24 protein-coding genes are annotated in these 20,195 nt (G+C 72.2%); 13 read left to right on the plus strand and 11 right to left on the minus strand.

Features of this window, described 5'->3' with window-relative positions:
• Window positions 1-20 precede the first annotated feature (20 nt).
• From HDA31_RS15530 to HDA31_RS15550, 5 genes are all read left to right on the plus strand, one after another.
• The gene (locus tag HDA31_RS15530; protein WP_178064664.1) at window positions 21-1,094 is read left to right on the plus strand and encodes a TauD/TfdA family dioxygenase; all 1,074 of its coding nucleotides are present in this window, start codon (window positions 21-23) and stop codon (window positions 1,092-1,094) included.
• Window positions 1,095-1,120: 26 nt separating this feature from the next.
• A complete protein-coding gene (locus HDA31_RS15535; RefSeq protein WP_178064663.1) occupies window positions 1,121-1,888 on the plus strand; it encodes an ABC transporter permease in 768 nt (255 codons plus the stop codon).
• Between the two features lie 4 nt (window positions 1,889-1,892).
• Window positions 1,893-2,714 (plus strand): ABC transporter permease, encoded by an 822-nt coding sequence (locus HDA31_RS15540; RefSeq protein WP_074476174.1) that lies wholly within the window; start codon window positions 1,893-1,895, stop codon window positions 2,712-2,714.
• A gap of 25 nt (window positions 2,715-2,739) precedes the next feature.
• Window positions 2,740-3,519 (plus strand): ABC transporter ATP-binding protein, encoded by a 780-nt coding sequence (locus HDA31_RS15545; RefSeq protein WP_178064662.1) that lies wholly within the window; start codon window positions 2,740-2,742, stop codon window positions 3,517-3,519.
• A gap of 142 nt (window positions 3,520-3,661) precedes the next feature.
• Window positions 3,662-4,639 carry an ABC transporter substrate-binding protein gene (locus tag HDA31_RS15550; RefSeq protein WP_178064661.1) on the plus strand — a complete coding sequence of 326 codons (978 nt, stop codon included), beginning with the start codon at window positions 3,662-3,664 and terminating at the stop codon, window positions 4,637-4,639.
• Between the two features lie 94 nt (window positions 4,640-4,733).
• Here the strand turns inward: HDA31_RS15550 and HDA31_RS15555 are convergent, their stop codons facing one another.
• The 6 genes from HDA31_RS15555 to HDA31_RS15580 all read right to left on the minus strand — a co-directional run bounded on the left by HDA31_RS15555 (window position 4,734) and on the right by HDA31_RS15580 (window position 7,949).
• Window positions 4,734-4,943 (minus strand): hypothetical protein, encoded by a 210-nt coding sequence (locus tag HDA31_RS15555; protein WP_178064660.1) that lies wholly within the window; start codon window positions 4,941-4,943, stop codon window positions 4,734-4,736.
• Window positions 4,944-5,277: 334 nt separating this feature from the next.
• Entirely contained in the window at window positions 5,278-5,700 is a 423-nt protein-coding gene (locus HDA31_RS15560; protein WP_178064659.1) for a type 2 periplasmic-binding domain-containing protein, read from the minus strand.
• A complete protein-coding gene (locus tag HDA31_RS15565) occupies window positions 5,697-6,107 on the minus strand; it encodes a TIR domain-containing protein (protein WP_178064658.1) in 411 nt (136 codons plus the stop codon). The genes HDA31_RS15560 and HDA31_RS15565 overlap by 4 nt, the downstream gene beginning before the upstream one ends.
• A 487-nt stretch (window positions 6,108-6,594) precedes the next feature.
• A complete protein-coding gene (locus tag HDA31_RS15570) occupies window positions 6,595-7,008 on the minus strand; it encodes a PIN-like domain-containing protein (RefSeq protein ID WP_178064657.1) in 414 nt (137 codons plus the stop codon).
• Window positions 6,971-7,618, minus strand: a complete 648-nt coding sequence (locus HDA31_RS15575; RefSeq protein WP_178064656.1) for a DUF433 domain-containing protein — start codon at window positions 7,616-7,618, stop codon at window positions 6,971-6,973. The genes HDA31_RS15570 and HDA31_RS15575 overlap by 38 nt, the downstream gene beginning before the upstream one ends.
• Window positions 7,619-7,709: 91 nt before the next feature.
• Window positions 7,710-7,949 (minus strand): winged helix-turn-helix domain-containing protein, encoded by a 240-nt coding sequence (locus HDA31_RS15580; RefSeq protein ID WP_178064655.1) that lies wholly within the window; start codon window positions 7,947-7,949, stop codon window positions 7,710-7,712.
• Between the two features lie 203 nt (window positions 7,950-8,152).
• Between HDA31_RS15580 and HDA31_RS15585 the strand changes: the two genes are divergently transcribed.
• The 3 genes from HDA31_RS15585 to HDA31_RS15595 are packed head-to-tail and all read left to right on the plus strand — an operon-like array spanning window position 8,153 to window position 9,389.
• Window positions 8,153-8,446 (plus strand): cell division protein DivIVA, encoded by a 294-nt coding sequence (locus HDA31_RS15585; protein WP_311774357.1) that lies wholly within the window; start codon window positions 8,153-8,155, stop codon window positions 8,444-8,446.
• A gap of 2 nt (window positions 8,447-8,448) precedes the next feature.
• Complete coding sequence (locus tag HDA31_RS15590) at window positions 8,449-8,766, plus strand: hypothetical protein (protein WP_178064654.1); 318 nt, start codon at window positions 8,449-8,451, stop codon at window positions 8,764-8,766.
• Between the two features lie 59 nt (window positions 8,767-8,825).
• Window positions 8,826-9,389, plus strand: a complete 564-nt coding sequence (locus tag HDA31_RS15595; protein WP_178064653.1) for a GNAT family N-acetyltransferase — start codon at window positions 8,826-8,828, stop codon at window positions 9,387-9,389.
• A 7-nt stretch (window positions 9,390-9,396) separates the two neighbouring features.
• On the opposite strand, the gene HDA31_RS15600 is transcribed toward HDA31_RS15595, so the two are convergent.
• Window positions 9,397-12,105 carry a type 1 periplasmic-binding domain-containing protein gene (locus HDA31_RS15600; RefSeq protein WP_178064652.1) on the minus strand — a complete coding sequence of 903 codons (2,709 nt, stop codon included), beginning with the start codon at window positions 12,103-12,105 and terminating at the stop codon, window positions 9,397-9,399.
• Window positions 12,106-12,296: 191 nt separating this feature from the next.
• Complete coding sequence (locus tag HDA31_RS15605; protein WP_178064651.1) at window positions 12,297-14,096, minus strand: ABC transporter ATP-binding protein; 1,800 nt, start codon at window positions 14,094-14,096, stop codon at window positions 12,297-12,299.
• 83 nt (window positions 14,097-14,179) lie between these two features.
• On the opposite strand from HDA31_RS15605, the gene HDA31_RS15610 reads away from it, so the two are divergent.
• Window positions 14,180-14,629 carry a MarR family winged helix-turn-helix transcriptional regulator gene (locus HDA31_RS15610; RefSeq protein ID WP_178064650.1) on the plus strand — a complete coding sequence of 150 codons (450 nt, stop codon included), beginning with the start codon at window positions 14,180-14,182 and terminating at the stop codon, window positions 14,627-14,629.
• Between the two features lie 82 nt (window positions 14,630-14,711).
• Here HDA31_RS15610 and HDA31_RS15615 read toward each other — a convergent pair whose 3' ends face one another.
• The 3 genes from HDA31_RS15615 to HDA31_RS15625 all read right to left on the minus strand — a co-directional run bounded on the left by HDA31_RS15615 (window position 14,712) and on the right by HDA31_RS15625 (window position 17,515).
• Window positions 14,712-15,713, minus strand: coding sequence for a DUF559 domain-containing protein (locus HDA31_RS15615; RefSeq protein ID WP_178064649.1), 1,002 nt, complete (start codon window positions 15,711-15,713; stop codon window positions 14,712-14,714).
• A gap of 198 nt (window positions 15,714-15,911) precedes the next feature.
• Complete coding sequence (locus tag HDA31_RS15620) at window positions 15,912-17,159, minus strand: RNA polymerase sigma factor (protein WP_178064648.1); 1,248 nt, start codon at window positions 17,157-17,159, stop codon at window positions 15,912-15,914.
• Window positions 17,160-17,164: 5 nt separating this feature from the next.
• On the minus strand, window positions 17,165-17,515 hold the full coding sequence (locus tag HDA31_RS15625; RefSeq protein WP_074476191.1) for a YciI family protein: 351 nt from the start codon (window positions 17,513-17,515) through the stop codon (window positions 17,165-17,167).
• A 151-nt stretch (window positions 17,516-17,666) separates the two neighbouring features.
• On the opposite strand from HDA31_RS15625, the gene HDA31_RS15630 reads away from it, so the two are divergent.
• From HDA31_RS15630 to HDA31_RS15645, 4 genes are all read left to right on the plus strand, one after another.
• Window positions 17,667-18,107 (plus strand): ArsR/SmtB family transcription factor, encoded by a 441-nt coding sequence (locus HDA31_RS15630; RefSeq protein ID WP_246384605.1) that lies wholly within the window; start codon window positions 17,667-17,669, stop codon window positions 18,105-18,107.
• Window positions 18,104-18,751 (plus strand): SRPBCC family protein, encoded by a 648-nt coding sequence (locus tag HDA31_RS15635; protein WP_178064647.1) that lies wholly within the window; start codon window positions 18,104-18,106, stop codon window positions 18,749-18,751. The genes HDA31_RS15630 and HDA31_RS15635 overlap by 4 nt, the downstream gene beginning before the upstream one ends.
• Before the next feature lie 88 nt (window positions 18,752-18,839).
• The gene (ybiA, locus tag HDA31_RS15640; RefSeq protein WP_178064646.1) at window positions 18,840-19,391 is read left to right on the plus strand and encodes a riboflavin biosynthesis intermediates N-glycosidase; all 552 of its coding nucleotides are present in this window, start codon (window positions 18,840-18,842) and stop codon (window positions 19,389-19,391) included.
• A 151-nt stretch (window positions 19,392-19,542) separates the two neighbouring features.
• Window positions 19,543-20,058 (plus strand): NUDIX domain-containing protein, encoded by a 516-nt coding sequence (locus tag HDA31_RS15645; protein WP_178064645.1) that lies wholly within the window; start codon window positions 19,543-19,545, stop codon window positions 20,056-20,058.
• The last annotated feature ends 137 nt before the right edge of the window (window positions 20,059-20,195 follow it).

Raw genomic sequence — 20,195 nt, forward strand, 5'->3', positions numbered from 1 at the left:
AGTCAATTCCGGGAGTTCCCATGTCAATCCTCAAGCCGATCTCGGGTCCCGCCGCCTGGCGCGGCGACGAGATCGCCGACGACCCCGCCTGGCAGTACCAGCTCAGCGACGCGGAGGTCGCGGAACTGGAGCGGGTCGGCCGCCGGTTCGTCGACGACGATCCGGACCTGCGCACCGTCACCGCCGGGCAGTACCCACTGCCGACCCTGGCCGGCGGGCTGGCCCGGTGGGCCGCCGACCTCGACTCGGGGCCCGGCTTCGTCCTGGTCCGGGGGCTGCGGGTGGAGCACTACAGCGACGCCGTGTCGGCGGCGATCTTCTTCCTGCTCGGGCTCCATCTGGGCAGCCCCATGCGGCAGAACGAACTCGGCGACCTGATCGACCACATCCTGGCGACCTCGGACAAGTCCAGGGCCGACCCCACCGCCCTGGGCTCGAAGATCCGCGACAAGCTCGACTTCCACTCGGACAGCTCGGACGTGGTGGCCCTGCTCTGCCTCCGCTCCGCCCGCGCGGGCGGAGCGAGCAGCCTGGTCAGCGGCGCCACCCTCTTCAACGAGGTGCTGGCCCGCCGGCCGGAGCTGGCCCCGCTGCTCCTTCAGCCGTGGTATTTCGACTGGCACAAGCAGGACCACGACGCGCCGGCCCCCTACTACACCTCCCCGATCGTCAGCTACGTCGAGGGGATCTTCAGCATCTACGCCGGCAGCAAGATCATATTCTCGGCGCAGGACTACCCGGAGGTGCCCCGGCTGACCGAGGAACAGGTCGAGCTGCTGCACCTGCTCGACGACATCGCCCGGGAACCGGGGGTCGCGCTGGACATGGACTTCCAGCCCGGCGACATCCAGTGGCTGCTCAACTATGCCGCCCTGCACTCGCGTACCGCCTTCGTCGACTGGCCCGAGCAGGGCCGCCGCCGCCACCTGCTGCGGCTCTGGCTCCAACGCGACGTCGGACGCCCACTCGCCCCGCGCTTCGGGCGGCACGTCGTGAAGTCCCGGTCCGAGACCCGGGACGGGAGCACCGACGACGACCGGGGCCGGTTCAGCATCCGGCTGGCGGCGCTGCCCCGATTCGACTGGGGCCTGTAGGCCGGACCGGCCGGGAAGGGAGAGAGATGGACATCGCTCGACGCGGCAGGCCCGTCGCCCTCGGGGCGCTGGGGGTGGCCACGGTCCTCGTCGCCTGGCAACTGATCCGGGTGACGGACACCCTCCCCGAGAACTCCCTTCCCGGCCCGATCCCGGTCCTACGCAACCTGCCGGGGCTGCTCGTTTCGGCGGAGTTCCGGTCCGGCCTGCTGGACACCCTCTGGACGTGGGCGCTGGCCCTCGGGCTGGCGACGGTCGCCGGAGTGCTGGTCGGGGCGCTGTCCAAGGCGATCCCGGGGCTCGCCGCCCCGACCTCGGTCGCGGTGGACGCCTTCCGGTCGGTGCCCTCGACCGCGCTCATTCCGATCTTCATCCTGCTGCTCGGCCTGGGCACCGGAATGAAGATGGCAGTGGCGGTCTACGCCATCGTCTGGCCCATCCTGATCAACACCATCTACGGACTGTCCGGTGTCGAGCCCACCCGGATCGACGCGGCCCGGTCGATGCGCTTCTCCTGGCTGCGTACCCAACTGGTGGTCGCCCTGCCGAGCGCACTTCCCTCGATCTTCACCGGGGTCCGGATCGCCTCGGGCGCCGCCCTGGTGGTGGTGATCAGCACCGAGTTGCTCGGGGCGTTGAACGGGGTCGGCACGGTGCTGGTGGCGTATCAGCGGGCGGGTCGCGCGGACTACGTCATCGCCGGAACCCTGATCGTCGGCGTCGTGGGGGTCTTCGTCTACGCCGCCATAACCTGGCTGGAGGACCACATCGTGAAGTGGAAGTCCGTTGACTAGCGCCGTGGCGTCGACGCGGTCGACGGCGTCGCGGGCCGGGGCCCTGCGCCCGCTGGCGAACCTCTGGCTGCTCGGCGTCCTGCTGGTGGCCTGGGAGATCTACGCCCGGGCGCGGCCCACGATCTTCTTTCCGCCGCTCACCTCGATCCTGGTGCAGTTCCGCCAGGACTGGCTGTCGGGACCGCCCGCCCGGGCCTTCCTGTCCGACCAGTTCTGGACCGCCGTGCTGCCGAGCATGTCCCGGCTGGCCCAGGCGATGCTGCTGGCCCTCGTGCTGGGGGTGGCCGGCGGGGTCCTCGTGGCCCGCAGCCCGATCATCCGGGACATGTACAGCCCGATGATCCGGTTCTGGCTCGCCACCCCGAAGGTGGTGCTGCTGCCGGTCGCGCTACAGGTCTTCGGGGTCTCCGAGGCGCTGAACATCTTCGTGATCTTCTTCGGCACCGTCTGGCTCATAATGATCAACACCGCCGACGGGGTGGGTGGGGTGAACGCCGCCTGGCTGCGCAGCGCCAGCAGTATGCGGCTGTCGCGTTGGCAGCTCTATCGGCACGTCATCCTTCCCGCCGCCGCTCCTCAGATCATGGCCGGCGTGCGGGTCAGCATCGGCGTCGGTCTCATCATGGTGATCGTCTCCGAGTTCTACGCCACGACCGCCGGTGTCGGCTACGAGGTGATGCGGTTCCAGGAGACCTTCAGCTATCTCCAGATGTGGTCGGCCTTCCTGCTGATCGCGGTCATCGGCCTCGTACTCAACCTCGCCACCGCCCTGCTCGAACGCCGGACACTGCGCTGGCAGCGCCGCACCGGCCTGGGCGCCCTGTGAAGCCCGGCCCGACGGGAGGACCATCATGACCCTGACCATCGACAACGTCACCAAGAGCTACCCCGCCGCGAAGGCCGCCCCGCGTCTCGCGCTCGCCGAGACCTCCCTGACCATCGGCCGGGACGAGTTCGTCTGCGTGGTCGGGCCCTCGGGCTGCGGCAAGTCGACCATGCTGATGATGATGTCCGGGCTGCTCACCCCGACCGCCGGGCAGGTCCGCCTGGGCGACAAGGTGGTGACCGGGCCCCCGGCCGGCCTGAGCGTCGTCTTCCAGGACTACGGCCGGTCCCTCTTCCCCTGGATGACGGTCCGCCGCAACCTCGCCATCGCGGGCAAGGCGGCACGGCTGCCCAGGGCCGAGATCGCGGCACGGGTTGCCGAGGCCCTTGCCGCGGTGGGCCTGCACGGGGCCGACAATCTCTACCCCTGGCAGATGTCCGGCGGGATGCAGCAGCGGGTCGCGATCGCCCGCGCCCTGGTCCTGCGTCCCGAGGTGATGTTGATGGACGAGCCCTTCGCCGCCGTCGACGCCCAGACCCGCGCGGACCTGGAGGACCTGGTCCTCAAGGTCCGGCACGAATACCAGATGACAGTCGTCTTCGTCACCCACGACATCGACGAGGCCGTCTACCTCGCCGACCGGGTGCTCGTGCTCCAGGCCAACCCGGGGCGGCTCGTCCGCGACCTGCCCATCGACCTGCCCCGCCCCCGGGACCAGGTGACCACCAAGCTCGAACCCCGGTTCGCCCAACTCCGCAGCGAGATCTTTCGCCTGGTGATGCGCCCGGCCGACGCCGCCGACTGACCTGTCGCAGCTCGGGCCACACCCCTTCCACCACCGACAGTCGCACCGCCATCACGGTGAGGTGCTGCCGACCTCACGACGGGACATATCCCTTAATTCACCATCTAGCGGCATTCATGAATGCGTCAAGGAAGAGGAAGAGATGCTTCTTGCGAAGAAGACGGCGGCGGCCCTGAGCGGCCTCCTGCTGATCGCGGCCGTGACGGCCTGCTCCTCGGACGGGGCGGAGGGCTCCGACGACTCCGGGAAGGCCAGCATCCGGATGACCAGCCTGTCCCTCTGCAACGAACTGTCCCTCTACGCCCTCGACAAGGGAATCTTCGAGAAGAACGGGCTCGACATCGAACTCGTCAGCGTGCAGTCCGGCTCCGCCGGAATCGCGGCGGTGCAGGGCGGGGCTGCCGACATCGCCTTCGTCAGCCCGCAGGGCCTGCTGACCGCGATCGACAAGGGCGTCGACCTGAAGATCATCTCGGACAGCGGGGAGACCACCAAGGACAGCCAGGGCATCATCGTCAACAACAGCTCCGGCATCAACGGGCCCGCCGACCTCCAAGGGCGGACCATCGCCGTCAACGACCTCGGCGGCACCATCGTCACCCTGGTCAACAGGTGGATCGAGAAGGCCACCGGGCAGAAGTCCACCGCCAAGTTCGTCGCCCTCGGCTTCGCGGACATCGAGCCGGCCGTGGAGAACGGCAAGGTCGACGCCGGCGCCGTCACCGCCGCCGACGTACAGAAGATCACCGCGAGCGGAAAGGGCCGGGCCATCGGCAACCCGACCTGGGAGGGGGTCGGCGCCACCCCCAACGCCCTCTACGCGGTGACCTCCTCCTGGCTGAAGCAGAACCAGGGCTCCGCCGAACGGTTCGTCGCCGCCATGCAGGAGGCCGCCGACGCGGCCAAGCAGCCCGCCAGCAACACCGACAAGTTCGCCATCTACGCCAAGTACTGCAAGAAGCCCGCCGAGGACCTCGCCGCGATCCCCGAGCTGGCCTACAGCGGGTATGTCGACATGGCCGCCCTGGACAACGCCGTCAAGCTGTTCAAGGAGGCGAAGATCCTCACCCCGGGCTTCGACGCCACCGCCGCCGTCGCCGAGTTCGCCCGCGCCCGGTGACCCACCGGCGGCAGGGCCGGCGACGATGCCGGCCCGGTCGCTCTGACCATCCTGTCGATGTGTGCAGGATGGTCAGAGCGACCGCCGCCTCGGCTCACAGGCTCCAGCCACCGACCCCACCGCTGCCGGTGCCGCTGCCGTCGCTTCGGTTGCGGTGCTCGTCAAGCCTCCTCCGGGCCTCGGTCGACGCCTGCTGATCGAGCAGTTGGCCGGAGGCGTCGATCGATGCCCGCCGGGAGCGACGCCACAGCCAGACGGCTGCCGCAACTGCCAACACGATGATGAGAATGATGAGCCAACGCACGTCGGCCTCCGTCCGTCGGGCGACCACGGAACCGGCTAGCGGCCCGTAGGCGAATCGCTACCTCCAGTATGCGCAGCCCCGGTCAAGCGAGCGGCCTGCCGAGGCGTAGCGGTCTCACCACCAGGATCGAGGCCGCCGAACACCTGAGGACGTCCCCACACCTCAGCATCCAGCTTGTTCGGTGACGTGCGGCGGGGCGCGACCGGTCCCGTGGTCGTGCCCCGCTGCCCCCGCCCATCGTCCGAAACAGCGTCGGGAGGACGCAGTCGCGCCTGTCCTGGTGTCGCTCACCAGGTCACCAGCAGCACGCCGCCCCCGTGCGGGTCCGCCCGGATCACTCCTTCGGTGGAGCCGCGCAGTGGAACGACGCGCGCCTGCCCCGCATCGGCCCGCGCCGCGAGCCACGCCCGGGTGAGCGCCGGATGTTCGGTGTAGATGGTCCGCACGTCCCGGCCGGTGACCTGCAGTAGGTGACGAACGACGTCCGCGCGGCGAGCAACGCGCGCAGCACGAGCCCGACGCCGCTGGCGAGCGACCATTCGACGCACGTGTCGTAGCCGGTGATCCCGATGTCGACCACGCCGGTCGACACCAGCCGCGGAATGTCGAACCCCCGGCACAGGACCGGGGTGTCGCCTGCGGCGCGGTGCCACAGGGAGCGCGGGTGGCCGACTGCCAGCCCGGGAAAGAGCCCGCCGGTCAGCTCGGCGGCCGGGCCGTGCAGGCGGCTCGACGAGCCGGGCGCGGCCACGATCACGCGGGGCCGCCAGAGTGGTGCGCGTCCCGGTCGATCCGCCGCACCGCGTCACCGATCTCGTCGACCGGCACCACCGCGTCGGCCAACGCGCGCAGGGCGAACTCGGCCGGCTCTTCGGAGAACACGACGGCCTTACCCTGGCCCACGGCGTAGCCCACTTCGATGCAGACGCTCACCCCCGCGTATCCGCCGTTGGCGATGACGAACACCGCGTCGGATCTGGCGACCTTGTCGAGGAACTCCCGGGTGAGGCGGATCTTGTCCGACTCGCCGACGCTCACTTGCTCCTCGCTGTAGTCGTAGCGGGGGGTGTAGACGGTCAGGCCGGCCTTTCGAAGAATCTCCTCGGCCCGCCGCGCGGTGTCGTAGAACTTCGAACTGCTGCAGATCGTGACTGAGCTGATCAAGGGAACTCTCTCCGTCGTTTCCGAGAAGCGAAGGTCAGGTCAACGGCACGAGATGCCGGGGTCATTTTAGATATCTCGTGCCCGACCGACGGAGTAGGATCTTCTCCCACAGCACGGACGGCGCCTCGGCCTCCCTCGGGCGGGGCAGCAATCGCCGGTCGGCCAGGATGGGATAGTCGAGGTGGAACGGCCGCACCGCCAGCCGGGCGGGCAGGCCGGGGCTGATCGCGCCCAGCTCGGTGCCGATTCAGCCACGCGATCCTCCGTCGGGGTACGCCTGCGGCCACGTGGCGCGATCAGCGGAGCGCTCAGGTCAGGGTATCGGCTACGCAGTGGACACCGATCCGGCTGTGGCATCAGATATCCGTCATTTCCTCATCGCTGGTTCGCCACCAGCCGGGCCACAATCGCCCGCAGAGACGTCGCTTCCGCTTTGCAGGGTGAACAGGTGGACACATAAGGTCCAACTTGGTCGACGGTTCGACACCTACGGCCAACGTCTGACTACGGAGTCCTCGTAGACGACGTAGAACCCGGGTGGACCTTCCGCACCGTATCGCCAGATCCTGTCGCGGTGACGCTCAAAGCGCTCGGCGCGCTTCGCTGGTGTCAACTCGGCGCTGCTCAGGCAGTGGATGGTAAGGCCCGAGGCGACCAGACGATTGAGGACCGGAAGTTGGTTGCGGATGCGCTTGTCCTGAGTCAGCATCGTCCAGCCCCGCTTCAGGCCATACTCGATCCACTCGTCGTCACCGGTGAACTGGCCATCAGCAGGAAAGACATCGCTGACCATGTGCAGGGTCCAGCCCGCCTCGATCAACGTCCGAGGCGTGCCCTTGCCCAGGCAACGATCGACAAAGAATTCAGGCGGCGACGCGAACGACGGCTTCGACCTCGTCAACGGTCAGCCCGTACTCGTCAGCAACAGTTTCGGACGACTCACCAGCACGCCACATCCCCACAACCGCCTCGACTGGGACCTTGGTGCGTGCGACGACAGGGGCGCCCCAGCCGAACCGAGGATCGATGACCACCTGGGCGGTGTCGGGATACTGACGCAACCGCAGCCGGGCGGGATATGCGTCGGAGGGTTCCCAGACGATGTAGTTCAGGTAGTCGGAGATCACTTCGCGGATGGGCATCTGCCGGTCGCCGGCACGCGCAAGCTCGTCGGTGTCCATGTAGTGAATGAACACGTCGATGCCATCCGTGGCGATCCTTCGGTCCGCCAGGCCGTAGGGGTTGCCGAAGACATTGCGAATCTCGGCTGCCGCGTCCCTGATCTTGTCCTTCCCGAGCTTCAACTCCCGGAGGGACCGCAGGACGTACGCCTCGATCACGGCAACGAACGGCACCGACGGCCATCCGCGCTTGGCGGGCGGAACCGTGTGCACCAATGGCGCTCCGGCTGCCTTTTCTGCCAGCCACGAGTGCATGGTGCTACGGGGTATGCCCAGGTAGCGGGCGGTGTCAGCCGGCGTGAGAAGCGCGTCCTGAAGCTTGTCGATCAACTTGCGCCTCCCTCCGCCGTGCAGGTCCCAGCATCGCATCGCACTAGACGGTTTACACGATCCGTTGATGAACCGCTACCCCGTGTCGCGATCAGGGCTCCCGCATCCAGGTCTTCGGGTCGGTGACGAAGACGCCCTTGCCCTGGTGGCGACGGATGACGCGCAGCGCCTCAAGCCGGACGTAGGCCAGCTGCACGGTCCCGTAGCTGGCTCCGTAGCTCACACGGGTCTCGGCGACCGACGGCAGGCGGTCGCCAGGCTTCAGCTTCCCCGACCTGACATCAGCGATGACGTCGTCGGCGATGCGGAGGTATTCGGCTGATTCGGGCATGTCGCTCCTCGCGTGGCACCCCGAATTCGATCACACCTCGAATGCCTGAACAACGTGCTTTGACTTCCCTGTGTTCCCTAGCTATGTTTGTCGGGAGCTCCTCCTCGCGTGGCAACGGGGTCGGCTCATCCCCCGGTCGGGGCGGGTCTGCCCTGCCCGCCCCGACCCACCGCACGCTCCCGTCTGCCCCGGAAAGGATCGTCGTGGCCCACGTGTATCGAGGCGGCCGGCTCTACGGCACGGGCCGGCCCGACCGGCTGACCCCGCACGAGGTGCGTACCTGGGCGTTCGACCCGCGTCGGCGGGGCGTCGACGCCGACCAGGTGCGCGAGTTCCAGGCCCGGCTGGCCGACGAGCTGGCCGGGTTGCACGAGGACGTGCGGCTGCTGACCCAGGAGAACGACCGGCTGAAACGGGCGCTGCGCGACTGGCAGGTCATGCACGCCCGGGAGTGCGTCCCGCCGGACGACGCCCGGCCCAACCGGGGTCGCTGGTAGCGGTGCGCCCGACCCCCGGTGACCTGCTGACCGTTGACGGCCACGCCTCGGTGCAGTTCGCCGGGGACCGGGCCGTCACGTTCCGCGTCGTGTCGGTGCCCGAACTGCCGACCTACCACGGCTGGATCTGGCTCGCCGGCTACGTCCTCGACCAGCGCGGCCTGGCCACCGCCAGGCGCGAGATCTACGTCCAGCTCGCCGGGCTCCGGCCTGCGGCCCCGGCGACGGCGGCCGTCCCGCGTCGCCCGCCGTCACGACCCGCGCAGCGGTCCGCGTCGACCCCCTCGGGAGTCGGTCGGGTCTCCGGGCGGCGGAGGTGAGGGGGCGGCGTCGGGAAAACCCGTTGGGCTGCCCGCCGCGCCTCGGGCACGATCAGCGCGTGGACACCTATCTGGACACCGAGCGGCTGGCGCTGCGCCACTTCACCGCCGACGACGCGGACCTGCTGATCGAGCTGGACAGCGACCCGCAGGTGATGCGCTACCTGAGCGGCGGCGAGCCGACCCCGCCGGAGATCGTCCGCGAGCGCCACCTGCCGAACATCCTCGCCGGCTACGCGAAGTGGGGCGGCAACCTCGGGCTGTTCGCCGCGCACGAGAAGGCCGGTGGCGCGTTCGTCGGCTGGTTCATCCTGCGTCCCGAGCCGCAGGGCCCGCTGGACGAGGTCGAGCTCGGCTACCGCCTGCGGCGGGCGGCCTGGGGCAAAGGCTATGCCACCGAGGGCTCCCGGGCCCTGCTGGGCAAGGCGTTCACGGAGCTCGGTGTGCGCACGGTCTGGGCGGAGACGATGACCGTGAACCGCGCCTCGCGCAACATCATGGAGAAGCTCGGCATGACGCTCACGGAGACCGCCCCCGTCCCCGACGACATGGCGATGATCGAGGGCGCCGAGCACGGCGGCGTACGGTACGAGATCACCAAGGAGCAGTGGGAGCGGCGGTAGCCGCCGTTCAGCCCTGCGTGGTGCACGCCCGGCGGTCGGGGGGCGGGGTGCCGTACAGCTTGTTCTCCGCCGGGTCGATCGGGTGCCGGTCGATCTCCCTCGGCACGTCCGACGGCGAGTCGAACGCCTTGCGGATGTCGGGCACGCAGAGCAGCGTGAGCCGCTTGCCGACGGCGATGCCGTTGGCGTCGAACCGAATCAGCCCGGTCACCCCCTGGTAGGCGGGGTCGGCGACGTCGCGGATGGCGACGTACACCGTCGTGGGGGTGACCTCCCGGGGGTTCCACTCGCGGCCGGCGGGGGCGGAGAGGTTGCCGGCGATGGTGCGCACCGCCCGCAGGTGCAGCCGGGTCGCGTCGTAGGCCAGCCCGACCCGCTCCCCGATGTGCGAGTTGGACTGGCACAGCGACAGCACCGTCCGCACGTCGGTGAGGAAGAGCTTGCGCTCGATGTCGGTCGCCCCGAGGATCCGGTGGCAGTAGGCCAGTTCGCCCTTGACCACGTACGCCAAGGGCAGGTTGTCCGGCGCGGGCCGGCGGGCGGCGGTGTTCGCCAGGTAGCGGTTGACGGAGTCGTCGCCGATGAGCAGCGGCACCCGGCCGCTGCAGTTCTCGGCCAGCCGGGCGGCGAACGCGCCGAACTCGGTGTAGCGCCCGCCGAAGAAGACCACGCCGTCGCCGAAGCGGTCGGCGCAGACCGGGGTGAGGTCGACCCCCTGCCGCCAGTACGTCTCCTGGTAGGCGTCGCCGCCGAAGCGGGACCGCAGCCCGTCGCGCAGCGTGTTGACGTACAGGTCTTCGCGCGCGCCCACGTCCGGGTCGACGTTGCCGTACGTGTAGAAGTTGAAGATCCGCTTCTTCTTCAGCACCTCGGTGACGTGGTCGTGCACGAGGGTGGCCTCGTCGATGTTCGGCGCGGAGATCTGGAGGTAGCGGCTGGAGGCGTCGGCGATCCGGTCGGCCGACAGCGTCGGCGCGAGGACAGGCAGGTTCAGGTCGCCCAGCGCCTTGATCGCGTCCTGCACCGCCTTGCGGCTCTCCACCAGCCCGACCACGCCGAGCACCGTCGGCTCGTCGCGGGCCAGGTCGGCGAGCATCCGCACCACGTCGCCGGCGTACCGCATCTCCTGGCCCGCGTTGGCGACCACGATCCGCAGGTACGGGTTGGCCCGGTCGTCGTTGGCCTCCAGGTACGCGCGGCGCTGCGCCGCCGCCATGCCCTGCAACTCCTCCCGCTCCCCGGCGAAGGTCTCCTCACCGGGCAGCGCGTCGGGCTTGGTCAGCGACCCGAAGTAGACCAGGGTGACCCGGGGCCGGTCCCGGCGGACGGCCCACGCCGCCTCCACCTCCCGGTTCTGGTCGAAGATCTGCCGCTGCACGGCGAGCAGGGACTCGTCGCGGCTGAACAGCTGCCGCCCGTGGTCGCTGTAGCCGATGCACTGGCCGTCGCGGACCGCCGTGTGCACCAGCCCTCCGCCCCGGGCCGACGGCGGCCACTCGCAGTCCGCCCGCCACCGCTGCGCCTGCCCGGGGATCTGCCACACGCCGAACGTGGTCAGCACGACCGCGACCAGCGCCACGAGGGCGACCGGCCGGGCCAGCCACGGCGGGCGGGGCGGCACGATCCGCGACAGCCGGTTGCGGAACGGAGTGAGGTCGGCCGCAGGGACCTCCACCTGGAGGTACCAGGCGTTGTCCTCCCGCGCCCGCCGGGCCCGGGGCAGGCCGCTGCGCCACGCCCGGTACGCCCCCTCCACCCCGTCGAGCGGCACGAGCTGGCCGGCGACGGCCGGGTCGGTGGGCGACAGCCCGTCCGGCGGCACGTCGTGGCCGTTCGAGATGACCAGCAGGGGATCCGAGCGGCCCGTCTCGTCGCGCACCGCGTTGATGAGCCTGACCAGGGCGTACCCGCCGTTGCCCGGCGCGAGGCCGTCGAGCAGGAGGACCGGGCAGGCGGTGCGCCGCCACGGCCGGAGCCGCCACGGCCGGCGACGGTGTTCCACGCGCAGGTCCTGGAGGAACGCGTGCACCAGCAGCAGGTCGATCTGCTCCTGGTCCTCGGTCTCCCGGGACGGGACGGTGAGCCGGCTGGCGAAGGCGACGAAGTCGCCGGCCGCCAGCTCGGGGGCGAGGTACTGCTGGCGCAGGAACCAGCGGAACCGACGCCCCGCCCCGAGCAGCCACCCGTTGGTCAGCAGCCAGAACGTCACGCCGGGCAGCACGCGCAGGACGAACCACAGCAGCACCCCGAGCCAGCCGCCCGGGTCCGGCGGGGCCTGCTGCCCGCCCGAGGCCGCCCGCTGCGAGATCCGCTCACGCAGTTGCCGGGTCAGCTCCCGGCGTCGCCGGTTCGTCGCCACGCCGGTCAGGTCCACCTGCATGAGCCCGTCGGCCAGCGCGTAGTGGCGGAACGCCAGCCGGTCCGCGCCGCCGAAGTTCCCGGCGACGAGCCCCGTGTACGCCTCGTGCAGCAGCGCGCGCACGTCCCGGCCGGTGGCGTCGAGGCGGACGTGCGGCACCCGCCGCTCCTCGCCGGCGAACACGTGCGCCAGCATGGCCAGCGGCGACGGCGTGCCGGGCCGGGAGACCAGGCACAGCAGCGGAAGCCGCCAGCCGCGCCGCGCGGGCCGCAGCACCATCGACTCGATCAGCTCCACCAGCCGGTGGAACTCGGCGTACGCCCGCCTGCCCTGCTCGGGCACCCTCTCGTCGGCCATTCTCCCCCGTCTCGAACCCGCCGAAGAATCCGCGCGATCGTCGGTCCCGCCGCCCCGCCGGAAAGGAGCACCCCGTCGTGCCGCACGACGCACAGTGAAACCGGTCGCTCGATGGTAGGCGGCGATCGAGGCCCCCGCCACGACGGCGGAGCCCGCCGCCGCAACTGTCGACTTTCCGATCCCGGGCGGGATCAGGTGGCGAGAGCGGCGTAGCGGCCCGCGTGGTCGAGCAGGGTGGTGTGGGTGCCGGACTCGACGATGCGGCCGTGGTCGAGCACGGCGATCTGGTCGGCGTCGCGCACGGTGGACAGCCGGTGGGCGATCGTGATCGTGGTGCGTCCCCGGGCCAGCTCGTCGAACGCCCGCTGCACCGCGCGCTCCGTCTCGGTGTCCAGCGCGCTGGTGGCCTCGTCGAGGATCAGCACCCGGGGGTCGCGCAGCAGGGTGCGGGCGATGGCGAGGCGCTGCTTCTCCCCGCCGGAGAACCGGTGCCCGCGCGAGCCGACCATGGTGTCGTACCCGTCGGGGAGGACGGCGATGAGATCGTGGATCTGCGCGGCGCGGGCCGCGTCCTCGATCTCGGCGTCGGTGGCGTCGGGTCGGGCGTACCGCAGGTTTTCGCGCACGGTGGTGTGCAGCAGGTAGGTCTCCTGGCTGACCACGCCCACGACGGCCGCCAGGTCGGTCAGCCGCATCTCGCGCAGGTCGACGCCGTCGATGGTGACCCGGCCGGCGGTCGGGTCGTGCAGGCGGCTGACCAGGGCGGCGAGGGTGCTCTTGCCGGAGCCGGTGTGCCCGACCACGGCGAGGCCGGTGCCGGCCGGCACGTCGAGGGTGACCCCGGCGAGGGCGGCGGTGTCGCTGCCCGGGTAGGTGAAGGTGACGTCCTCGAACCGCACGTGGCCGCGCACCCGGCGCGGGTCGACGTCGACCGGATCGGCGGGGTCGTCGACCTCGACGGGCAGGTCGAGATACTCGAAGATCCGGGCGAACAGCGCCATCGACGCGGTGACCGAGACGCCCACGTCGAGCAGGCCCATCAGCGGCCGGAACAGCCCGCCCTGGAGGGCGGTGAACGCGACCAGCGTGCCGATGCTGAGCGTGCCGGCGGCCCCGGGCAGGCCCGCGCCGAGGTAGATGAACGCGGGGATGGCGGCGAAGATGACGCTCATCGAGGCCATCCGCCAGCGGCCGGCGAGGTCGGAGCGCAGTTCCAGGTCGACGAGGCGGGCCGAGGAGGCAGCGAACCGGTCGACGAGCGCGCCGCCCGCGCCGAGGGTCTTGCTGAGCTGCACGCCGCTGATCGACAGCCCCTCCTCGATGGTGACGTTGAGGTCGGCCAGCTCGCGCTGCCGCTGGGCGGTGATCTCCCGCCGCATCCGGGCGACCCGGCGGGTGAGCCAGATCGACGGCGGCAGCACGACCAGGGAGATCAGCGACAGCCGCCAGGACAGCGCCACCATGGCCACGGCGGTGGCGACGACCGTGGTGAGGTTCGACGCGATCGAGGTGGCGGTGGAGGTGACCACCGTCTGCATGCCGCCGATGTCGTTGGTGATCCGCGACTGCACCTCGCCGGTGCGGGTGCGGGTGAAGAACGCGATGGACTGCCGGTGCAGGTGGGCGAAGACGTCGGTGCGCAGCCGGTGCATGACCTGCTGGCCGACGCGGGTGGAGAGCCACGTCTGGACCACGCCGAGGGCGGCGGTGACGACGGCGACGGCGACCATGCCGAGGACCAGCCGGGCCAGCAACGTCAGGTCGCGCTCGGGCAGGGCCCGGTCGATCACGGCGCGCAGCAGGAACGGCGAGGCCATGGCGACGATCGAGGAGACCACGATGATCGCGGTGACGGTGGCGAGCTGCCAGCGGTAGGGGGCGAAGAGCCGGCCGACCCGGCGCAGCGGGACCTGGCGGGCCTGGGCCTTCTCGGCGGGGCTGACGGCGCGGGGGCCGCCCCGGCCCTCGCGGTGGGTGGTGGGTGCGTCCAAGGGACCGCCCTTCGGTCGGAGACGATAATGCTGAGGTTACCTCATCATGAGGTAGCAACAGCATTCTCTGCTACCGTATTCCGGTGAGCGCCGACATCCCGGTGAGCCCCGCCTCCGCGGCGAGCCCCGACGAGGAGGGCCTGGCCGAGAGCTTCTGGGCCGTCGCCCGCCGGCTGCGCCAGCTGTCCCGGCAGACCCTCGAACCGTGGGAGGTCAACCCCGGGCAGGCGCGGGCGCTGGGCATCCTCACCCGGCACGGCGCGCTGCGGCTCAGCGCGCTCGCCGAGCGCCTGCGCATCGCGCCGCGCTCCGCCACCGAGGTCGTCGACGGCCTCCAGGAGCGCGGCCTGGTCGCCCGTCGCCCCGACCCGGCCGACCGGCGGGCCGTCCTGGTCACCCTCACCGACGAGGGGGTACGCGTCGGCGCGGCGATCCACGCCGCCCGGCACACCGAGGCCGAGCGCCTCTTCGGCGGGCTCGACCCGACCGACCGGGCCCACCTGGCCCGCATCCTGCGGACCCTGCGCGACTGACCACCGACCTCCCCGCCTCCTTCTGCGCGTGGCCGGGCTTCTGCGCGCGGCCGGTCCGACCGGCAACGCCTCCGCCGGCCCGTCATTCCGCCCGGCGGCTGGCGAGGATGGCCAGCACCTCGGCGCGTACCCGGTCCGGCTCACGCACCAGCCTGCGGTGGGCGAAGCGCACCACGAGGATGCCCCGGGTCGCCAGCAACGCGTCGCGGCGCAGGTCGATCTCCCGCTGCCGGGGGTCACCGTGCGCGGTCGCCCCGTCCAGCTCGAAGTCGACCCGTTCCCGCTCGGCGTAGACGTCGAGGTACATGGTGCGCCCCTCGATCCGTACCCGGAACTGCCGGCGCAGCCGGGGCATCTGCGCCCCAGTGAAGACGTGGTCGTGTCCCCATACTTCGAGGTGGCTGCGGCAGCCGGCGGACAGCCGGTCCAGCAGCACGCGCAGCTCGGCGCGGCGCGCCAGCCGGGGCACCTCCGCCAGCGCCTCCCCGACGCGCGCCGGGGTGGTCAAACCGCCGTTGACGGCGCGGATCAGCGGGGCGGGGCGGTCCACGGCCGGCAGCAGCGGCCAGGCGTCGACCAGTGCCCGGTCCAGCCGGACGACGGGCAGGCCCCGGCGGGTCACCGCCTGCGGCGGCTCGGGGCGGAAGCCCTGCCGGTGGTGCAGCACCAGGTGCGGCGGCCGGGAACGGAGCCCCGACCGGGCCGGCACGTCGAGGTGCACGGGCTCGTCGTCGGGTTGCCGGCGCACGCCCCAAACGTGCAGGGCGGTGGGTCCGCCGAGCGCGCCCCGCCCCTGCGCGTACGCCACGGCGGCGCGGTGCCGCAGCTCCGGCGGGAGCACGGCGAGCCCGGCCGAGCCGGGCGGGGGCACGGCGAGCCCGGCACGGCCCGGCGGCGCGCCGGGCGCGGGTGCGACAGCCGGGCGCGTCAGCCGCGAATCGACGTACACACCGGGCAGCACCCGCAGCAGCCTCCCCGCCCCACGTTCCCGCCGCAGGGTCCACTCCGGAACCACCTGGACGGCGAGGTCCCAGGTCAGCAGCCCATCGTGCCGACGCAACAGCTCGTTCAGCTCAGCGTTCACGCAGCCGACCGTGGCCCACTCCGCCCCGCGCCCGCCACCCCGCGCCGCCGGCCTGTGGACAGCGCGCCCCACTGTGGACGACGCCCCACGGAGCCTCGCGATCTGCTAGGAAGATCGTCTGTCGCACACCGGCACCCCACCCGGCGTGTCGCGCCGGTCACCAGCAGACGATCAGGGGTCAGTGGTCACGGGTCACTGTCACGGGGGTGGGAGCGCCGCCAGGCGGCCGGTTAGGTGGGCGCGTTCGCGGGTGTTGGCGGTCTGGGCGATTGCTGCCTCGTACGCCTCCTGGGCCTCCCCTACGCGGTCCAGGCGGCGCAGCAGGTCGGCGCGGACGACGTGGTAGACGTGGTGACGGAGCAGCGGCGGGGCCGCGCCGCCCAGCTCGTCGACGGCGGCCAGCGCCTCGGCCGGGCCGCGTACCTCCGCGAGGGCCACCGCCCGGTGCAGGGCGACGACGGGGCTCGGCGCGAGGGCGGCGAGGTGGTCGTACAGCCGGAGGATCTGGGCCCAGTCGGTGTCGGCGGCGCTGCGCGCGTCGCCGTGCACGGCGGCGATCGCGGCCTGGATCTGGTAGGGGCCGGGGCGGGCGCGGCGCAGGCAGTGGCGCACGAGGGCGTGCCCCTCGGCGACGAGGGCGTGGTCCCAGCGGCTGCGGTCCTGCTCCGCCAGCGGGACCAGATCGCCGTCGGGGGACGTGCGGGCGGGGCGGCGGGACTCGGTGAGCAGCATCAGGGCGAGCAGGCCGAGAGTCTCGGGCTCGTCGGGCATCAGCTCGACCAGCAGCCGGCCGAGCCGGATCGCCTCGGCGCACAGGTCGTCGCGGACGAGGTGCTCCCCGGCGCTGGCGGTGTGCCCCTCGGTGAAGATCAGGTAGACCACGGCGAGCACCGCGCGGAGCCGGTCGGGCAGGTCCGCGTCGCGGGGGATGCGGTACGGGATGCCGGCGTCACGGATCTTGGCCTTGGCCCGGACCAGGCGCTGGGCCATGGTGGCCTCGGGCACCAGGAAGGCGCGGGCGATCTCGGCGGTGCTCAGCCCGCCGAGCAGCCGCAGGGTCAGCGCGACCCGCGCGGCCGGGGCGAGCGCCGGGTGGCAGCAGGTGAAGAGGAGCCGGAGCCGGTCGTCCCGCACGGGCCCCTCCTCGGGTGGTTCGGCGGGGGCGTACAGCAGGGCCGCCTCGGCGTGCCGCCGCTCCCGCGTCGCCTCCCGGCGGAGCCGGTCGACGGCCCGGTTGCGCGCGGTGGTGATGATCCAGCCGTCCGGGCTGGGCGGCGGGCCGTCGACCGGCCAGCGCCGCACCGCCTCGACGTACGCCTCCTGGACCGCCTCCTCGGCGAGGTCGATGTCGCCGAGGAGGCGGATCAGCACCGCGACGGCGCGACCGTGGCCGGCCCGGAAGGCACGCTCGACATCGGTGGACTCGACGCCGGTGAGTCCGGGCACGCCGGTCAGGATCCGCCCACGAAGGGACGGACCTCGACCGGCAGGGTGGTGGCCCGCGCGTAGCGGCGGCCCCAGTCGAGGGCGGCGTCGAGGTCCGGCACCGACACGATCGTGATCCCGCCGAGGTATTCCTTGCCCTCGGCGTACGGACCGTCGGTCACCAGCGTCTCGTCGCCGTCGGCCCGCAGCACGGTGGCCGTCTCCGGCGCGTGCAGGCCCTGACCGAAGACCCAGGAGCCGGCCTCCACCAACTCGTGGTGGATGGCCTCGACCTCACGCATCACCCCGGCGAGGAACTCCGGTTCCGGCTGCCCCGTGCCGGCCGGATGGTAGATGCTGATCAGGTACTGGCCCATGGTGTCCTCCTCGGTCGCGGCCGGCGCAGCGCCGGCCGCCCCTCTCCACCCTTCACCCTCCACACGAACGAGGCCGCCCGGGATCGACACGCCACCCGAGGATTCTTTGACACTTGCGGCTTATATAAGGCGGGTCTGATATAAAGGCGGGGTGCATGCCTTCGACGTGCTGGGCGATCCCGTGCGCCGGCGGATCCTCGAACTGCTCGCCGAGGGCGAGCGGAGCGCCGGGTCCGTCTGCGAGGTGATCCAGGCCGAGTTCCGCATCTCCCAGCCGGCCGTGTCCCAGCACCTGCGGGTGCTGCGCGACAGCGGCTTCGCCACGGTGCGCCCCCAGGGGGCCCGCCGGCTGTACGCGGTCGCCCCGGAGCCGCTGCGCGAGGTCGACGACTGGCTCGGCCACTTCCGCCGGTTCTGGACCCCGCCCCTGCACGCCCTGGCCACCGAGCTGGCCCGGGGCAGCCGGCAACGCCGGCTGGCGGCAGCACCCGAGCAGCCCGCGCAGCGCGAGAAGGCCGAGCAGCGCGAGCAGCCTGCGCAGGCCGCACAGCCCGAGAAATCCGAGAATTCCGCGAAGAGGAGACCAGAATGATCGACGCTACGCACCAGATCAGCGCCGTGGAGCGTCGGGTGGGCAGCCGCGTGCTCCCCGCCGGGCAGGCCCGCGTCATGACCATCAGCCAGACGTACGACGCGCCGATCGAGGACGTCTGGGACGCCTGCACCAACGCCGAGCGCATCCCGCGCTGGTTCCTGCCGATCAGCGGCGAGCTGCGGCTGCACGGCCGGTACCAGTTCGAGGGCAACGCGGGCGGCGAGGTGCAGCGCTGCGACCCGCCGGAGAGCTTCGCCGCCACCTGGGAGATGGGCGACCAGGTGAGCTGGATCGAGGTGCGGCTGTCCCCGGAGCCCGGCGGCCGGACCCGGTTCACGCTGGAGCACGTCGCGCAGGTCGACGACGCGATCTGGGACCAGTTCGGGCCGGGGGCGGTCGGGGTCGGCTGGGACATGGGGCTGGTCGGGCTGGCCACCTACCTGCACGCCGGGGACGGCGGCGACGACGATCCCGCGGCGCGGGGCGCCGAGTGGGCGGCATCGGCCGAGGGGCGGGAGTTCCTGGTGACCGCCAGCCGGCTCTGGGGCGAGGCGAGCGCGGCGGCCGGCACCGATCCGGCCGAGGCCGCCGCGGCGGCACAGCGGACCACGGAGGCGTACACGGGGGCGTCGGCCGGCTGACCGCGAGCGGCCGCAGGCCGGCCGGAGCGGACCGGCGACGCGGTAATCCGGTGGCCCGGTGTCGGGGGCCCTCGGCAGACTGTCGGCCATGTCGCCCCGCTCCGTCGCCGACCTGGTCGCCCTGCGCGAGTCCGACGCCCGCGTGCGCTACCTGCACTTCTGGGGGCACCGCCCCCGGCCGGACGGCACGGCCGGGGCGGGCTGCCTGAGCCAGTGGTGGCCCGCGCCGTTCACGGTGGACGGCCGGGTCTTCGCCACCGCCGAGCACTGGATGATGTGGCACAAGGCCACCCTGTTCGGCGACCACGACACGGCGGCGCGCGTCCTCACCGCCGGGCACCCGCAGCGGGCCAAGGCCCTCGGGCGCGCGGTCCGCGGTTTCGACGACGCCACCTGGGCGGCCCACCGGTACGACATCGTGGTGGCCGGCAGCGTCGCGAAGTTCGCCGCGCACGACGACCTGCGCGCGTTCCTGCTCGGCACCGGCGAGCGGGTGCTGGTCGAGGCGAGCCCCGTGGACCGGGTGTGGGGCATCGGCCTGGCCGCCGGCGACCCCGACGCGCAGGACCCGGCCCGCTGGCGCGGCGACAACCTGCTCGGCTTCGCCCTGATGGCCGCCCGCGCCGCCCTGCGCCCCTGACCCGCGCCGCACCTGACCCGCCCCGCGCCCCGACCCGTGCCGCCCCTGACCGGCCGCGCCCCGCGCCGCCCCTGACCCGCCCCGGCCCGCTCCCCCGCCCGGCGTACCACCCGGGCCGGAGGCGCGTGGGCGAGGCGGTAACGTGCCGGGCGTGACCGGCGCACCGTACTCCCACTGTTCCTACTGCGGCGCGGGCTACCCGGCGGCGGCCGACTGGCCCCGGGTGTGCGCGGCCTGCGGCCAGACCGTGTGGCGCAACCCGACGCCCGTGGCGGTGGCGGTGCTGCCGGTGCGCACCGACGCCGGCCTCGGCGTGGTCGTGGTCCGCCGGGACATCGAGCCGGCGCGCGGGCTGCTCGCGCTGCCCGGCGGCTTCATCGAGTACGGCGAGGCGTGGCAGGAGGCCCTCGTGCGGGAGCTGCGCGAGGAGACGGGGCTGGTGGCGTCCGCCGACGACGCGCAGCTGTTCGCGGTGCACGGGGCGCCGGCCGGCGGCACGATGATGGTCTTCGGGACGCTGCCGGAGCAGGCCGCCGGGCTGCTGCCGGCGTCGACGCCGACGGAGGAGGCCACCGAGTGGCTGGTGGTCACCGAGCCGGTGGAGCTGGCGTTCTCCACGCACACCCGGGTGCTGGCCGACTTCTTCGCCGCCCACCGGGCTGCCTGACGGGCCTGCGGCCACCGGCCGGCTGTCGCCGGCCGCCTCCTGAGGGGTGGGACGACCACGTCGGCGCACTACCCACATAACCTATCGGGTTAGTAGGCTGCTCTCGCTCGCCGGCCGCCCCGGCGTGCCCGCACCTC

Source organism: Micromonospora carbonacea, assembly GCF_014205165.1.
In the GTDB taxonomy this organism is placed as follows: Bacteria; Actinomycetota; Actinomycetes; order Mycobacteriales; family Micromonosporaceae; genus Micromonospora; species Micromonospora carbonacea.

What these genes read in the sequence shown, in the direction of transcription:
- HDA31_RS15635 (WP_178064647.1), top strand. Translation starts at nt 18,104, where the DNA reads ATGATCGACGCTACGCACCAGATCAGCGCCGTGGAGCGTCGGGTGGGC.
- HDA31_RS15545 (WP_178064662.1), top strand. Translation starts at nt 2,740, where the DNA reads ATGACCCTGACCATCGACAACGTCACCAAGAGCTACCCCGCCGCGAAG.
- ybiA (WP_178064646.1), top strand. Translation starts at nt 18,840, where the DNA reads ATGTCGCCCCGCTCCGTCGCCGACCTGGTCGCCCTGCGCGAGTCCGAC.
- HDA31_RS15530 (WP_178064664.1), top strand. Translation starts at nt 21, where the DNA reads ATGTCAATCCTCAAGCCGATCTCGGGTCCCGCCGCCTGGCGCGGCGAC.
- HDA31_RS15580 (WP_178064655.1), bottom strand. Translation starts at nt 7,949, where the DNA reads ATGCCCGAATCAGCCGAATACCTCCGCATCGCCGACGACGTCATCGCT.
- HDA31_RS15600 (WP_178064652.1), bottom strand. Translation starts at nt 12,105, where the DNA reads ATGGCCGACGAGAGGGTGCCCGAGCAGGGCAGGCGGGCGTACGCCGAG.
- HDA31_RS15535 (WP_178064663.1), top strand. Translation starts at nt 1,121, where the DNA reads ATGGACATCGCTCGACGCGGCAGGCCCGTCGCCCTCGGGGCGCTGGGG.
- HDA31_RS15550 (WP_178064661.1), top strand. Translation starts at nt 3,662, where the DNA reads ATGCTTCTTGCGAAGAAGACGGCGGCGGCCCTGAGCGGCCTCCTGCTG.
- HDA31_RS15625 (WP_074476191.1), bottom strand. Translation starts at nt 17,515, where the DNA reads ATGGGCCAGTACCTGATCAGCATCTACCATCCGGCCGGCACGGGGCAG.